This is a genomic window from Rhodococcus spelaei (assembly GCF_006704125.1).
Taxonomy (GTDB): domain Bacteria; phylum Actinomycetota; class Actinomycetes; order Mycobacteriales; family Mycobacteriaceae; genus Rhodococcus_G; species Rhodococcus_G spelaei.
On sequence record NZ_VIGH01000007.1, the window covers coordinates 1 to 15,191 of the forward strand.

Annotated in this window: 13 protein-coding genes; 2 read left to right on the forward strand and 11 right to left on the reverse strand. The window is 68.9% G+C overall.

The annotated features are described in order from the left end of the window. The 4 genes from FK531_RS15385 to FK531_RS15400 all read right to left on the reverse strand — a co-directional run. The coding region (locus FK531_RS15385; RefSeq protein WP_142100868.1) for a DUF222 domain-containing protein at nucleotides 1-563 on the reverse strand (563 nt) is incomplete at its 3' end. A gap of 156 nt (nucleotides 564-719) precedes the next feature. Further along, on the reverse strand, nucleotides 720-1,193 hold the full coding sequence (locus FK531_RS15390) for a hypothetical protein (protein ID WP_142100870.1): 474 nt from the start codon (nucleotides 1,191-1,193) through the stop codon (nucleotides 720-722). Then, nucleotides 1,190-1,933 carry a 4-hydroxy-tetrahydrodipicolinate reductase gene (gene dapB, locus FK531_RS15395; RefSeq protein ID WP_142101367.1) on the reverse strand — a complete coding sequence of 248 codons (744 nt, stop codon included), beginning with the start codon at nucleotides 1,931-1,933 and terminating at the stop codon, nucleotides 1,190-1,192. Before dapB ends, FK531_RS15390 begins: the two co-directional genes overlap by 4 nt. A 51-nt stretch (nucleotides 1,934-1,984) precedes the next feature. Beyond that, a complete protein-coding gene (locus tag FK531_RS15400) occupies nucleotides 1,985-2,869 on the reverse strand; it encodes an SAM-dependent methyltransferase (protein WP_142100872.1) in 885 nt (294 codons plus the stop codon). 228 nt (nucleotides 2,870-3,097) lie between these two features. On the opposite strand from FK531_RS15400, the gene FK531_RS15405 reads away from it, so the two are divergent. Continuing rightward, nucleotides 3,098-3,799, forward strand: coding sequence for a FadR/GntR family transcriptional regulator (locus tag FK531_RS15405; protein ID WP_142100874.1), 702 nt, complete (start codon nucleotides 3,098-3,100; stop codon nucleotides 3,797-3,799). After that, a complete protein-coding gene (locus tag FK531_RS15410; RefSeq protein WP_142100876.1) occupies nucleotides 3,796-4,614 on the forward strand; it encodes an ABC transporter ATP-binding protein in 819 nt (272 codons plus the stop codon). The genes FK531_RS15405 and FK531_RS15410 overlap by 4 nt, the downstream gene beginning before the upstream one ends. A 17-nt stretch (nucleotides 4,615-4,631) precedes the next feature. On the opposite strand, the gene FK531_RS15415 is transcribed toward FK531_RS15410, so the two are convergent. The 7 genes from FK531_RS15415 to FK531_RS15445 are packed head-to-tail and all read right to left on the reverse strand — an operon-like array spanning nucleotide 4,632 to nucleotide 15,115. Then, on the reverse strand, nucleotides 4,632-5,738 hold the full coding sequence (locus FK531_RS15415) for an alcohol dehydrogenase catalytic domain-containing protein (protein ID WP_142100878.1): 1,107 nt from the start codon (nucleotides 5,736-5,738) through the stop codon (nucleotides 4,632-4,634). Nucleotides 5,739-5,756: 18 nt separating this feature from the next. After that, nucleotides 5,757-7,100 (reverse strand): M16 family metallopeptidase, encoded by a 1,344-nt coding sequence (locus FK531_RS15420; RefSeq protein WP_142100880.1) that lies wholly within the window; start codon nucleotides 7,098-7,100, stop codon nucleotides 5,757-5,759. A gap of 55 nt (nucleotides 7,101-7,155) precedes the next feature. Next, nucleotides 7,156-7,887 carry a respiratory nitrate reductase subunit gamma gene (narI, locus tag FK531_RS15425; RefSeq protein WP_142100882.1) on the reverse strand — a complete coding sequence of 244 codons (732 nt, stop codon included), beginning with the start codon at nucleotides 7,885-7,887 and terminating at the stop codon, nucleotides 7,156-7,158. A 1-nt stretch (nucleotide 7,888) separates the two neighbouring features. Further along, a complete protein-coding gene (gene narJ / locus FK531_RS15430; RefSeq protein ID WP_142100884.1) occupies nucleotides 7,889-8,569 on the reverse strand; it encodes a nitrate reductase molybdenum cofactor assembly chaperone in 681 nt (226 codons plus the stop codon). Next, nucleotides 8,566-10,224 carry a nitrate reductase subunit beta gene (gene narH, locus FK531_RS15435; RefSeq protein WP_142100886.1) on the reverse strand — a complete coding sequence of 553 codons (1,659 nt, stop codon included), beginning with the start codon at nucleotides 10,222-10,224 and terminating at the stop codon, nucleotides 8,566-8,568. The genes narJ and narH overlap by 4 nt, the downstream gene beginning before the upstream one ends. 1 nt (nucleotide 10,225) lies before the next feature. Beyond that, nucleotides 10,226-13,912, reverse strand: coding sequence for a nitrate reductase subunit alpha (locus FK531_RS15440; protein ID WP_142100888.1), 3,687 nt, complete (start codon nucleotides 13,910-13,912; stop codon nucleotides 10,226-10,228). A 24-nt stretch (nucleotides 13,913-13,936) separates the two neighbouring features. Beyond that, nucleotides 13,937-15,115 carry a nitrate/nitrite transporter gene (locus tag FK531_RS15445; protein WP_290367631.1) on the reverse strand — a complete coding sequence of 393 codons (1,179 nt, stop codon included), beginning with the start codon at nucleotides 15,113-15,115 and terminating at the stop codon, nucleotides 13,937-13,939. Between the last annotated feature and the right edge of the window lie 76 nt (nucleotides 15,116-15,191).

Below are 15,191 nucleotides of genomic sequence, written 5' to 3' on the forward strand. Positions count from 1 at the left end.
TTGCCCGGCGTCGGCGACCGCCTTCGGGGTCGAGGACCGGGCGAGTTCGGCTGGGGGTCCCTCCCTGCACGAAGTGCTTGGGGGCGGATCTGTTCGGCGACCTCCACGGCGGCGGGGTCGACGGCGCGGGGGATTTTGCCGAGTACGCCGCGGATCTCGTGGACGTGGTCGGGGCCGATGGCGCCGTCGCGTTGTGCGGTGGCGGTGGCGGGCAGGTCGGGGGGTAGTTGTTCGCCGGTGGGGTGGTGCCAGGTGCCGACCTTTTTCGATGCCGCGACCCGACGGGCCGCGTCGCCGGCCGACAGGCGCAGGGTCGCGATGAGGAAGGTGTTGATCGTCGAGCAGTCGTGTTTGTCGGGCAGGGACCGTTCCACGGATTCGACGATCAGGCGGGTCCCGACCGCCGCAGCCTTGCGCAGCGACATCTCCAGGCGCTGCACCGTCTCAACGATCGCGGCATCCGACAGCCCGGACAAACCACAAGTGAGCAACCCGTCGACGGCGGCGTCGAGGTCGGTCAGGTGTGCTGCTACCTGCGCGCCCCCACCCGCTCTCGAATACATGTTCGAAACACTAGCGCGAGGCACCGACAAAAAGCTGCCGTGATACTTGGCGCTGCAGGCAGCGTGCATGCTCCCTCAGTCGGAGTCGCAGTCCTCGTCCGCGGCTCCGCACTGGGCGGCACCTTCCCGACGACACGCTGATCGCGGCTGCGTCCTCTAGCGCCCCTGTGCCCGCTCAGCCGACTCGAGCGCGACCGCCCGACGCATGGTCTCGCGGGCGCGGCCGCGGTCGCCCGCGTAGTCGTACGCCCGCGCCAGGCGGTACGAGTTGCGCCAGTTGTCCGGGTCGGCCTCCCATTCCGCCTTGACCTGCGCGAACAGCGCGTCGGCGGCGTCGCGGTCCACCCGACCGGACGGGCGCTTCGGCAGGTCTGTGACGTCGAGCTCGAGACCTTCCTCGCGGATCCGGGTGGCGAGATGTTGGTGCTGGAAGCCGGACCGGACCGTGGCGAAGACCATCCATATACCGAGCAGTGGCAGCACCAGGACCGCGACGCCCAGCCCGACCGGCACCGCGCGGCCGTCCTTGACCAGCTCGAGACCACGCTGGCCGAGCAGCACGAAGTAGAAGGCCAGCGCGAAGATGATCGCCGCAATAGTGACGACGACCTTGGTCGAGGTGTTCTTCACAGGTCGAGCAGAGGGTCGATGCCGACGGTGAGTCCCGGCCGACCGCCGATCTCGCGGACGCCGAGCAGCACGCCCGGCGCGAACGAGTTGCGGTCGATGGAGTCGTGCCGGATGGTCAGCGTCTCACCCTGGGTTCCGAGCAGAACCTCTTGGTGCGCAACGAGTCCCGCGAGCCGGACCGAGTGCACTCGCACGCCGTCCACGTCGGCGCCGCGGGCGCCCTCGAGTTCGGTGCTGGTCGCATCCGGGCTGGGACCGACGCCGGCCTTCGCCCGCGCCGCCGCGATCAGGGCCGCGGTCCGGTACGCGGTGCCGGACGGCGCGTCCGCCTTGTTCGGGTGGTGCAGCTCGATGACCTCGACCGAGTCGAAGAATCGCGCCGCCTGCTCGGCGAATCGCATCGACAGCACGGCGCCGATGGCGAAGTTCGGCGCGATCAGCACGCCCACCTCGGGGTTCGCGTCGACCCATGAGCGGACCCGGGCGAGCCGCGGCTCGTCGAATCCGGTGGTACCGACAACGGCGTGGATGCGGTTGGCGACCAGGAACTCGAGGTTCTTCATCACCACGTCTGGATGGGTGAAGTCGACGACCACCTCGGTGCGGGCGTCGACGAACTTCTCGATCGGATCACCCTGGTCGACCTGCGCGACGAGCTCGAGATCGGACGCGGCTTCGACCGCCTCGCAGATCGCGCGGCCCACCTTGCCGTTGGCACCAAGGACACCGACCCGAATCACCGTCACTTTTGACCCTCACTCCGTCCGATCGCGTTGCACGTCGAGGCAAGCCTACGCAACCGCACCGTCACCCCGGTGGGCGGTGATGAGCTGGCTGGACTGGGCCGGGTCGGGCGTCCAGTTGTCGAGCGCGCGTCCGTACCGCGCTGCCACCTCCGCGGCCCGCACGACGTCGACTGCCCAGCCGTGCTCGGTGAGCCAGTCGGCGGGCCGGTAGTCCTCCTGGTCGGGCCACAGGTCCCGCATGTCGACGCCGAATCGGACGCTCATGTCGTGGAACCGCGCATGCTTCAGAACCTCGCCGACGTCGTCGACGTGTTCGGCGGCGATCCGGCTGCCGCGCGCGGACAGCTCGTGTACGCGGCGGAACACGCTGTCCTTCGCCTCGTTCGGCAGGAACGGCAGCAGCCCCTCGGCAAGCCAGGCGGTCGGGCGCGAGACATCGAAATCACGCTCTCGTAGCGCGTTCGCCCAGTCCTCGCGCAGGTCCACCGCGACCGTTCGACGCTCGGCTCTGGGCGTCGCCCCGCGGTCCGAAAGCACTCCGTCCTTGAACCCGAGCACCTTCGGCGCGTCCAGTTCGTACACGACGGTCCCGGCCGGCCAATCCAGCCGGTAGGCCCGCACGTCCAACCCGGCGGCGAGCAACACCACCTGCCGCACCCCGGCGGCGGACGCATCAGCGAAGTACTCGTCGAAGTACCGCGACCGCACCCCCGTGTAGGTGGCCATGACCGACCACGGGATGTCGGGATCGGTGTCGTCGTCGATCCGGGTCGGCATCGGAACCGGCGGCGCCGCCGCGCGCACGAATGCCTCGGCGTACGGATCGGACACCAGTGCGTCCTGCCGGCACGTCTCCATGGCGCGGCCCGCAGCGACGCCGAGCGCGGTGATGCCCACACCGGTGACGATGTCCCACTCTGCCTGCTGCATGCTCGCTCACCCTTCGTGCCGACCGACGAGGACCGGTGCGATCCCGCACCCGGGCACGGCGCGTCGATCGTCGGCCCAGGTCTCGGGCGCATCGGATGGCGTGGTCCTCAGGCTAGTCCTCGCCGAGCCCGCCGGGCATGCGCCGCACATCCACAACGCGACGAGTCATCAGACGTCTGATGACGGTGCTAGCCTCGGAGCCGGACGAACGTCGAAGGGACCTATGTGGTGGTCGATCGAGTACCCCTGCGCACCGGCCCGCTGGTGCCCCGCGTCGAGCAGGTGCTGCGCGAGCGCATCAGCGCCGGCGACTGGGCCGTCGCGCAACGAATCCCTAACGAGGCCGCACTCGCGACGGAACTCGGCGTCGGGCGTTCGTCTGTCCGCGAGGCGATCCGCCTGATCGCCCGCGACGGCCTGCTCGACGTCCGGCACGGCGTGGGGACCTTCGTCACCGAGCCCCCCGACGACGACGGCGATCTGGGACGCCTGCTCCGGCGCGCACGACTGCTCGAGGTCTGCGAAGCGCGCACGGCGCTCGAGGTCGAGGCAGCGCGGCTGGCGGCCGAACGGGCACGCCCCGATGAGCTCACCGCGTTGCGCGACCGACTCGGCAGGCGCCACGACAGCAACGGACCACGGGAGTCGGCGCCCGATCGTTTCGTCGCCGCCGACCTCGACTTTCATCGTGGCGTGGTCGATCTCGCTGGAAATCAGGTGCTGTCCGCGCTGTTCACCTCGGTGTTGCCGCTGCTGCACACGGCAATGGTCGAACTGGTCACCGGAGAACCCGAGCTGCCCGACACCTCGTGCGCCCACGACGACCTGCTCGCGGCACTCGAGCGGGGCGACCCGGATGGCGCGGAAGCGGCAACCCGCGCGAACCTCGACACGATCATGACCCAGCTCCGGGAAGGCGGCGCACGATGACCGATCGAACCGATACCGCGGTACTCGCCGCCGACTCCGTCGACCTGGTGCGCGGCGGGCGGTACCTGCTGCGGGACGTCACCCTGCGAATCTCGCCAGGCGAGCACTGGGTCCTGCTCGGCGCCAACGGCGCCGGCAAGAGCACGCTGCTGAGTCTGCTCGGGGCGGTGGAGCACCCCACCCACGGCACTGTGCACGTCCTCGGTCACCAGCTGGGCCGGGTGGACATGCGTGAACTCCGCGCGCACATCGGCCACGTCAATCCTCGGCACCGGCTCGACGCGCCGCTGACGGTCACCGACGTGGTCCTGACCGGGTTGACCAGCACGCCGGAGATTCTCGCGCGCTGGGAGCCGACGCAGGGGCAACGCGACCGGGCCGACTCTCTGATCGGCCTGCTCGGCATGACCGCGCGCGCGGACGCGAGGTGGCCGAACCTGTCCCAGGGCGAACGGGGCCGGGCGCTGATCGCCCGTGCCCTCATGCCGGAGCCGAGCGTGCTGCTCCTCGACGAACCCGCGACCGGTCTCGATGTCGCCGCACGCGAACAGCTCCTGACCGCTCTCGACGTCATGCGCACCGAGCATCCGTCGGTGGCCAGCGTCCTGGTGACCCATCACCTGGAGGAGATCCCGACGACCACGACGCACGCCGCGCTGCTGCGCGACGGACAGATGCTCGCCGCGGGACCGGTGTCGGACGTGCTGACCACCAGTCGGGTCAGCGAGTGTTTCGACCACCCCGTCACCATCGGCCGCGAGCACGGACGCTGGACGGCACGCTCGGGCGTGCCGGTCGCGGCCGCGCCGGGCTGACGGCGCGTGCCTGCCGGTCAGTCGAAAACGATCACCTGGCGGACGGCGTGGCCGTCGGCCAGTTCGTCCATGCCGCGGTTGATGTCCTCGAGAGCGATGCGCGAGGAGATCAGCTTCTCGACCGGTAGGCATCCGTCGCGCCACATCTGCGCATAGACCGGAATGTCGCGGGACGGCACCGCGGATCCCAGGTAGCTGCCGACGATCGTGCGCGCCTCGGCCACCAGTGCGAGCGGTGAGATCGACGACCGGGCCTCCGGGTTCGGCAGCCCGACGGTGACCGTGACGCCTCCCGGCGCGGTCGCCGCTACCGCGGTTTCGAACGCCCGGGAATTGCCCGCCGCCTCGACCACGATGTCGGCTCGCACGCCCCGCTCGGCCAGTTCCGTCGGCGTGTACACGGCGGTGGCCCCGAGTTCGGTTGCAGTGGCGAGCTTGTCGGTCATCGAGTCGACGCCGATCACCTCGCCGTGCCTGAGGGAGACCGCTGCGAGTACCGCGGCCATGCCCACTCCCCCGAGGCCGACCACCATGATCGAATCGCCCGCCGCCGGGTGTGCCGCATTGAGCACAGCACCGCCCCCGGTCAGCACTGCGCAGCCGAGCACCGCCGCGATCTCCGGCGGAACGTCGTCGCCCACCGGCACGACCGAGCGACGGTCCACCACTGCGTGCGTCGCGAAACCGGACACCCCGAGGTGATGATGCACCGCGCCGCCGTCGCGGGTCAGGCGCCGGCCACCGCCGAGCAGCACGCCCGCGTTGTTCGCGGCGCTGCCCGCACTGCACGGCATCCGGCCGTCCGTCCCGCATCCGGCGCACTTGCCGCAACGCGGCAGGAAGGTCATCACCACGCGGTCCCCGACCGCGATGTCGGACACCCCCGCACCGAGCTCCTCGACCCGTCCGGAGGCCTCGTGCCCGAGCAGCATCGGCACCGGACGCACCCGATTGCCGTCCACCACCGACAGGTCCGAGTGGCACAGCCCGGCGGCCTCGATCCGGACCAGCAGCTCACCCGGTCCGGGCGGGTCCAGTTCGAGGTCCGAGATGCTGATCGGTCGAGACTGCGCGAACGGTCGCGGACGGCCGATCTCCTCGAGTACCGCTCCGCGTATCCGCATCCGCTACCTCCGGGTCGTTCAGACGATGCCGCGCACGACCGCCGGCAGATCACGCTTGCGCTTGTAGGGTCCGACCACCGAGGCGGCGAACGGTCGGGTCAACAGCATCGCCGCGACCTCCCGTACCTCCTCGTTGGTCACCGCGTCGATCCGCTTCAGCGTCTCGGTGATGCTCCGGTGACTGCCGTAGTTCAGCTCGGCGCGGCCGATGCGATGCATCCGCGAGCCGGAATCCTCCAGTCCCAGAACCATTCCGCCGCGGATCGACCCCTTCGCCCGCGCGCACTCCGCCTCGGTGATGCCGTTCGAGGCCACTTGCGCGAGCACCTCACGGATCAGCGTCGTCACCTCGGCGAGGTTGTCCGGCTGGCAGCCTGCGTACACCGAGAACGCACCGGTGTCGGCGAAGGTGTCCACGCTGGAGTACACCGAGTAGGCGAGACCACGCGACTCCCGAATCTCCTGGAACAGACGGGAACTGAGGCCGCCGCCGACGGCCGTGTTGAGCACCGAGAGCGCCCACCGATGCCCTTCGTGCCGGCCGAGTGCGCGTACGCCGAGCGACAGGTGCGCCTGTTCCCCGTCGTGTTCGATCAGGCTCAACGCGGGAGTGGTGCGCAATCGCAACCGGCCCTCGCGTCGCGGCGCGGGCTCGGCGCCGTCGTGCACGTGCCCGGCGAAACTGCGTCGCACCATCTCGACGGTCTGCTCGTGGTCGATGTTGCCCGCTACCGCGACCACCATCCGCTGCGGGGTGTACCGGCGGACATGGAACGAGTGCAGTTGCGACCGGGTCATCGCCTCGATCGACTCGGTGCTGCCGATCACCGGCCGACCGACCGGGTGGTCGCCGAACAGCGCGGTCAGGAAGTCGTCGCCGAGCAGGTCCTCGGGGTCGTCGTCGCGCATCGAAATCTCCTCGAGCACCACCTGCCGCTCGACGTCCACGTCCGAGGACCGGCACCGGCCGCGCAGGACCACGTCGCTGACCAGATCGATCGCGAGCGCGAGGTCCTCGTCGAGGACGTGCGCGTAGAAACAGGTGTGCTCGCGGGAGGTGAAGGCGTTGAGCTCGCCGCCGATCCCGTCGACCACCTGCGCGATCTCGAGGGCGCTGCGCGTCGGCGTCGACTTGAAGAGCAGGTGCTCGAGGAAATGGGCCGCACCGGCCACCGACGGTTGCTCGTCACGCGACCCGACACCCACCCAGATACCCACGGACGCCGAGCGGACGCCGGGCATGTGCTCGGTGACGACCCGCAGGCCGCCGGGGAGCACCGTGCGCTGGACGCCCGATGCCGGGGTTCGGGTCTTCGACTTGCGGGTGAGTGTGGTCGTGCGACTGCGATCTTTCGTTGCCATTAGAAGTCCACACAGTACACACCGCGCCGAGCGCCGATTCCGGCCGCGCCCGAGTTCACCAGCCTCGGCGGTGCGGCTGCGAGCCGACCAGTTCACCCTTGCCCGCGGCCTCGCGGCTGCGGTAGACGATGTAGGGCCGGAACAGGTAGCCGAACGGCGCACTGAAGGCGTGCACCAGCCGGGTGAACGGCCACAGCGCGAACAGCACCAGCGCGATCGTCACGTGGATCTGGAACGACGCCGGCGCCTGCGTCATCAGATCGCCCTTCGGCTGCAGGTACCAGATCGACCGGAACCACGGCGAGACCGTCTCCCGGTAGTTGAGGGCCTCGTTGCCCTCGAACGCACCGATCGTCGTCGTCGCCAGCCCGGCGACGATCGCGGCGACCAGCACCACGTACATCACCTTGTCGTTGACGGTGGTGGCCGAGAACACCGGGCCGGTCGAGCGGCGACGGTAGATCAGCAGGCCGACGCCGACCAGCGTGGCGACACCCGCGATGACGCCGGGTACGGCCGCACCCCAGTGGTACATGTGTTCGCTGACGCCGATCGCCTCGGTCCACGACTCGGGGATGACGAGGCCGATGACGTGCCCGAGGATCACCACCAGGATCCCGAAGTGGAACAGCGGACTCGCAATCCGCAGCAGCCTGCTCTCGTACAGCTGCGAGGAGCGGGTCGTCCAACCGAACTTGTCGTAGCGGTAGCGCCACCACGTCCCGACCACCAGAATCGCGAGTGTCACGTAGGGAACGACGTCCCAGTAGATCTCTCCGGCCGACATGTCAGCGAGTTCCTTCCCTACGGGGGATGCGGGTCGCGTCGGTTCTACGCGGGGGCACGGTCAACGTGAACGGCTGCAGGCCGACCGCTTCGGCGGGCGGCCCGGCCATCGCCAACTCGCGGGCGCGCTGTTCGTCGCGCGCGGTGGCCGCGGGCAGCGTGCGGCTCACCGCGTCCAGCACGGCGGCGTACGGCGAGCCCGACTCGTGCAGAGCCGACGCGAGCATGTCGACGGCCGTTCGGTGCGCAACCAGCAGCCGCTCTCCTGCCTCGGCGTCGACGGTGGCCGCGAATTCCAGTACGACGGCCAGGTGGTCCGGAGTCTCACCCTCGGGCGGCCGCGCACCCGCCGCGCGGTAGGCATCGGCGAACGCGAGCATCGCCGAGCCCCGGTTCCGGGTGTCGCCGTCCGTCCAGTAGGTCAACAACAAGGTGGTCTTGCGGCGCATGTCGAAGGTGTCGACGTACCGGGTGGCCGCCTCGATCGGGTCGGTCGACTGCAGGTACCCGAGCGTCACGCCGAGGCGATCGGCGTCCTCGGGCGGCAGGAACCCGAGAACCTGCCGGATCGTCGCCAACCGATCCGGCTGCCGCGCATCGGGATACGCCAGCAGTAGTGAGGACGCCTGCCAGACGAGCCGCTTCCCGGTCCGGTCCGCGGCTGCGCGGCGGCGCAGCCTCACCGAGGACCTCCGGGGAACATGCCGTCCGGCCTGCCGTTGCCGTCCCAGTTGAGCAGGTTCACCCGGGACGGACTGCCCTCGCCCACGCCCATCGACTCACTCGTCTGACGCTGCCGTAGCGCGTGGAAGGTTTCCACGGCCACCGGAACCGGTCCCCCGCTCGCCTCGCCGAACGGTCCCGAGGCGTCGTCGTACATGCCCGGTCCACCGTCGAAGTCGAGCGCGCACTCGGTCGCGGTCTCCTCGAGCCGGTGCCCCTCCGCCGCATAAGCCGACGGAATCACATAGCGCTCCTCGTATTTCGCGAGGGCGAGCAGGCGGTACATCTCGTACATCTGCTCCTCGGTCATCCCGACGGCGGCGGGAATGTGCTCCTGCGGCTCGCGCCCGAGGTTGATGTCGCGCATGTACGACCGCATCGCCGCGAGTCTGCGCAACACACCCGAGACCACCTCGGTGTCACCGGCAGTGAACAGCTCCGCGAGGTACTCGATCGGGATCCGCAGGGATTCCAGTGCACCGAACAGGTTTCCGAGCTCCTCGCCGTCGTGGCCGTCGCGACTGACCGCGTCCACCACCGGTGAGAGCGGCGGCACGTACCAGACCATCGGCATGGTGCGGAACTCCGGATGCAGGGGCAGCGCGACGCGGAAGTCCTTGATCAGCGCGTGGATCGGCGAGCGCTGCGCGGCCTCGATCCAGCCGTCCGGGATGCCCTCCGCACGGGCGCCCGCGATCACCTCGGGGTCCTTCGGGTCGAGCAGCACGTCGAGTTGCGCCTCGTAGAGATCTTTGTCGTCCTCCACGGAAGCCGCCTCGAGGACCCGGTCCGCGTCGTAGAAGATCAGTCCGATGTAGCGCAACCGGCCCACGCACGTTTCCGCGCACACCGTCGGCAGCCCGACCTCCACGCGGGGGTAGCAGAACGTGCACTTCTCGGCCTTGCCGGTCTTGTGGTTGAAATAGACCTTCTTGTAGGGACATCCGGACACGCACATCCGCCACCCTCGGCACTTGTCCTGGTCCACCAGGACGATGCCGTCCTCCTCACGTTTGTACATCGCACCCGACGGACAGGACGCCACGCACGCCGGGTTCAGGCAGTGTTCGCAGATCCGCGGCAGGTAGAACATGAACGTCTGCTCGAGCTCGAGCTTGACCTTGTCGCTGACCTTCTTCAGCACCGGATCGCCGGCGAGGATCTCCGGCGATCCACCGAGGTTGTCGTCCCAGTTCGCCGACCACTCCACCTTCATCCGCTTGCCGCTGATCAGGCTCCGCGGCGGGGCGACCGGAATGTGTTCGCCCAGAGGGGCGTTCGTCAGGTTCTCGTAGTCGTACGTCCAGGGCTCGTAGTAGTCGTTGATCGAGGGCATCTTCGGGTTCGAGAAGATGCGGGAGAGCTTCTTGAACCGTCCGCCGTCGCGCAGTCGCAGCCGCCCCCGACTGTCGCGCTCCCAGCCGCCCCTCCACCGCTCCTGGTCCTCGTAGGTTCGCGGGTAGCCCTGGCCCGGACGGGTTTCGACGTTGTTGAACCACACGTACTCGGTGCCGGACCGGTTGGTCCACGCCTGCTTGCAGGTCACCGAGCAAGTGTGACAGCCGATGCACTTGTCCAGGTTCATCACCATCGCCAGCTGTGCCATGACCTTCATGTCAGTACGTCACCTCCTGCGACCGGCGGCGAACCACGGTCACCTCGTCACGTTGGTTTCCGGTGGGGCCGAGATAGTTGAAGGCGTAGCTGTTCTGGGCGTAGCCACCCGCCAGGTGCGAGGGTTTGACCAGCACCCGGGTCAGTGAGTTGTGGATGCCGCCGCGGGTGCCGGTGGTCTCCGACAGCGGTACGTCGATGGTGCGTTCCTGCACGTGGTGGACGTAGACGACACCCTCGGGCATGCGGTGCGAGACGACCGCCCGACACACCAGCACTCCGTTGCGGTTGACCGCCTCGATCCAGTCGTTGTCGGCGACCCCGATCTTCTGTGCGTCGATCGCCGACATCCACATCGTCGGCCCACCTCGCGAGAGCGAGAGCATCAGCAGGTTGTCCTGGTACTCGGAGTGGATGGACCACTTCGAGTGCGGTGTCAGGTACCGCACCGCCAGTCCGAGTTCGCCTTCGGCCCCGATCTGGGGCTCGCCGAACAGCTTTGCCAGGTCGAGCGGTGGGCGGTACACCGGCAGCTGTTCGCCGATCTCCTCGAGCCAGTCGTGGTCGAGGAAGAAGTGCATCCGCCCGGTCACCGTGTGGAACGGCTTGAGGTGCTCGATGTTCTGGGTGAACGGAGCGTAGCGACGCCCACCCGACTCACTGCCCGACCACTCCGGACTGGTGATCACCGGGACCGGCCGAGACTGCGTGTCGGCGTAGGTGATTCGCTTCTCCTCGTCGCCCTCGGCCAGGTGCGCGAGCGGGCGCCCAGTGCGCTTCTCGAGTTCCTTGAAACCCTCCACAGCCAGCCTGCCGTTGGTGGTGCCGGACAGCTTGAGGATCGCGTCGCACATCTTCACGTCGGTGTCGAGTGCGGGACGGCCCGCACCGACCCCGCTGCTCATGACGCCGTGCGCGGCCGCGAGCTCGCGTACCTCGCGGTCGGGACGGAAGGTGATCGCCTTGGTCGTCATCCCGAGTTTGTCCACCAACGGCCCCAGCGAGGACCACATCTCGACGAGCGCCGGGTAGTTGCGTTCGACCACGGCCACCGGGCCCATCGTCTTGCCCGGGACCGGCACCGCACCCGTTGCCAGCCAGTTGTTCTCGGTGCCGCCCGGATACGCGGTCTCCCCCGGGGTGTCGTGGGTGAGGGTGCCGAGCACGACGTCCCTGCGCACACCCAGGTGCGTCGCGGCGAGCCGGCTGAACACCGTCGCGATCGCCTGGAACGCCTCGAAGTCCGAGCGCGACTCCCACGGGTGGTCGATGGCCGGGGTGAACGCGTGCACGTAGGGGTGCATGTCGGTGCTCGACAGGTCCGCCTTCTCGTACCACGTCGCGGCCGGCAGCACCACGTCCGAGAGGAGGGTGGTCGACGTCATCCGGAAGTCGATCGACATCACCAGGTCGAGTTTGCCCTCGGGAACCTCGTCGCGGGTGGTGACGCTGACGGGGCGCAACGCTTCCGGGGTGCGCTCGGCACGCAGGTTCGACGTGGTGCCCAGCAGGTGTCTGAGGAAGTACTCGTTGCCCTTGCTCGACGAGCCGAGCAGGTTCGAACGCCACACGCTGAGCACCCGTGGCCAGTTGCGCGGGTTGTCCGGGTCGGTGACCGCGAGCTTCAGCGCTCCCGAGCCGAGCTGCTGCGCAACATAATTCGGCACGTCGACGCCGGCAGCCTCCGCCTCGTCCGCCACGTCGAGGCTGGACCGGTCGAACTGCGGGAAGAACGGCGACCAGCCCATCGCGGTGGAGGCCGCGAGCACGTCCATGGTGTGCTTGCCCTTGAACCGTCCGCGGCCGAGCGGGCTCGACAGCGCGTCCGCGCGGTAGCCGTCGTAGCTCCACTGGTTGGTGTGCGTGTACCAGTAGGACGTGCCGGTCATCGTGCGCGGCGGCCTGTTCCAGTCCAGACCCATCGCGAGGGTGGTGTACCCGGTGATGGGGCGCACCTTCTCCTGCCCGACATAGTGCGCCCAGCCGCCGCCGTTGCGACCCATCGCGCCCGTCAGCAGCAACAGCGAGAGCACCGCCCGGTAGGTCGCGTCACCGTGGAACCACTGGCAGATGCCCGCGCCCATGATGATCATCGTGCGACCGCCCGACTCCTGCGAGTTACGCGCCATCTCGCGGGCGATCCGAACCACCTGCTCGGCACTGACGCCGGTGATCGCCTCCTGCCAGGCGGGCGTGTACGGCTCACTCGGGTCGTCGAAGCCTGTCGGCCAGACACCGGGCAGCCCCGGCCGGCTCACGCCGTACTGGGCGAGCATGAGGTCGTAGACGGTGCACACGAGGTGTCCGCCGACCCTGCGCACCGGCACGCCGCGACGGCGCACCTCGGCCGTGCCGTCGACGGTGTCGAAACCCGTCATGAGCAGTTCCACCGACTCCGGATGCCCGGTCCCGTCGGCGACCGTCAGCTGTGGCGCGATGTCGCCGAGGTCGAGGTTCCACTTGCCCATACCGGACTCGGTGTAGCGAAAACCGAGTGAGCCGTGGGGAACTGCCGGTTCGCCGGTTCGGCCGTCGATCAGGGCGGGCTTGAGCGCCGCGCCCTCCGAGTCGTCGCCGAGGTCGGCGGCCATCAGGTGCTTGCCCGCGATGTACGCGCCGTCGCGTTCCTCGAGCTTGACCAGGAACGGCAGGTCGGTGAACTGCGCCACGAAGTCGACGAAGAACGGCTCCCGACGGTCGACGAAGTGGTCCTTGAGGATCACGTGGCCCATTGCCATCGCCATAGCCCCGTCGGTGCCCGCCGCGCACGGCATCCACTCGTCGGCGAACTTCGTGTTGTCGGCGTAGTCGGGGCTGACCGTGACCACCTTGGTGCCGCGGTAGCGGACCTCGGCCATCCAGTGCGCGTCCGGTGTCCGGGTCACCGGCACGTTCGAACCCCACATCAGCAGGTACGACGCGTCCCACCAGTCCCCCGACTCGGGCACGTCGGTCTGGTCGCCGAACACCTGCGGCGAGGCGACGGGCAGGTCGGCGTACCAGTCGTAGAACGACGTCATCACCCCCCCGAGCAACTCGACGAAGCGCGCCCCGACGGCATGCGAGACCATCGACATCGCGGGAATCGGCGAGAACCCGGCCACCCGGTCCGGGCCGTAGGTCTTGATCGTGTGGACGTGCGCGGCGGCCACCATCTCGGTGGCCTCGTCCCAGGTGATCCGCACCAGTCCACCCTTGCCGCGCGCCTGCTGGTACCGGCGGCGGCGCTCCGGGTCGGCCTGGATGTCCGCCCAGGCCTCGACCGGGTCGCCGAGACGCGCCTTGGCCTCGCGGTACATCTCGACGAGTACCCCGCGGCCGTACGGATACCGCACGCGGGTGGGCGAATACGTGTACCAGGAGAACGCCGCGCCACGCGGGCACCCTCGCGGCTCGTACTCGGGCCGGTCCGGGCCGACCGAAGGGTAGTCGGTCTCCTGGGTCTCCCAGGTGATGATCCCGTCCTTGACGTAGATCTTCCACGAGCAGGACCCGGTGCAGTTGACGCCGTGCGTCGACCGCACCACCTTGTCGTGACTCCACCTGTCCCGGTAGAAGACATCGCCCTCGCGGCCGCCTTCGCGGGTCACCGTGCGCAGGTCCGGGGAGAACTGGCCGGGAGCGAAGAACCGCCCGCTCCGCAGCAGCAGGTCCTCCGCCGAACCTCCGGTACCGGTGCTGGCTACCACGTGATCTCCTTCGCGTCGGATCGGTCAGGACTTCTGCTGCGCCGTCACGGCCTCGGGTTCGTGGCTGGAGAGTTTGAACGCGGTGTACGCCAGCGCGGCAGCGGCGGTCAGCGCCAGCAGCAGCAGGCCGACCGTGTAGTTGTTGTCGGCTTCGTCGTAGGTCGCACCCATGATGAGCGGCGGGAAGTAGCCACCGAGACCGCCTGCGGCCGCGACGATTCCGGTCACGCTGCCGACGCTCTTGGCGGGCGAGCGCCGCGCCACCCAGGCGAAGACGCCGCCGGTGCCGATGCCGAGGAAGATCGCGAGCGCGATGAACGTGACGGCCGACCAGAAGTCCGGCGGCGGCTGGAAGGCCGCCACCACCGCGAGGACCCCGGTACCGGCCAGCGAGGCCAGCACGACCCATTTCGGGGGGATGCGGTCCGAGAGCGATCCGCCGATCGGCCGGGCGATCACCGCGGCCAGCGCGAACGCGGCAGTGCGGGTGCCCGCGTCGACCGCCGAGAAGTCGTAGATCGTCTTGATGTAGGTAGGCAGGTAGTTGCTGAACGCCACGAACCCGCCGAACACGATGGCGTACAGGAACGACATCTCCCATGTCACACCGAGCTTCGCGGCCGCGACGAGTTTCGGCACCACCGGTTCGGAGTTCGCGGTGAACTCCGGCGAGTCCTTCATCAGGACCACGCACAGGCCCGCGGTGACCGCCAGCGCGACGGCGATGATCACGTGGGTCGGGACCAACCCGAACCAGCGGACGAAGCGTGGGGTGAAGAACGCCGACAGCGCGGTGCCGACCATGCCGGCACCGAACACGCCGGTCGCGAAACCGTGCCGGCTCGACTCGTACCAGGATTTCGCAAACGGGATGCCGATGGCGAACACCGTGCCCGCGACGCCGAGCACGAAACCGGAAACGAGCAGCATCACATACGAATCGGCCTCGGCGGAGAACCCGACGGCGAGCACGGGGATTATCGATGCGAGTGCGACGAAGATGAACAGCACGCGGCCGCCGTACCGGTCCGTGAGCGGGCCGGTCACGATCCGACCGAGCGATCCGACCAGGATGGGCGTCGCCACCAGCATCGACGCCTGCGAACTGCTCAGATCAAGCCGGTCGGCGTAGGTGGTGGACATCGGCCCGATCATGTTCCAGGCCCAGAAGCAGATGGTCGACGTCCAGGTCGCCAGAACCAAGTTCCGAACCTGGGCCGATTTGTCGAATACAGGTGTCCCTGAGTTCACGGGTCCAGCAAAGCACTCGGAACCGGAC

Bases quoted from the DNA above. Each gene is read 5' to 3' on its own strand.
- FK531_RS15400 (WP_142100872.1), bottom strand. From the start codon at position 2,869: ATGCAGCAGGCAGAGTGGGACATCGTCACCGGTGTGGGCATCACCGCG.
- FK531_RS15410 (WP_142100876.1), top strand. From the start codon at position 3,796: ATGACCGATCGAACCGATACCGCGGTACTCGCCGCCGACTCCGTCGAC.
- FK531_RS15415 (WP_142100878.1), bottom strand. From the start codon at position 5,738: ATGCGGATACGCGGAGCGGTACTCGAGGAGATCGGCCGTCCGCGACCG.
- FK531_RS15420 (WP_142100880.1), bottom strand. From the start codon at position 7,100: ATGGCAACGAAAGATCGCAGTCGCACGACCACACTCACCCGCAAGTCG.
- narI (WP_142100882.1), bottom strand. From the start codon at position 7,887: ATGTCGGCCGGAGAGATCTACTGGGACGTCGTTCCCTACGTGACACTC.
- narH (WP_142100886.1), bottom strand. From the start codon at position 10,224: ATGAAGGTCATGGCACAGCTGGCGATGGTGATGAACCTGGACAAGTGC.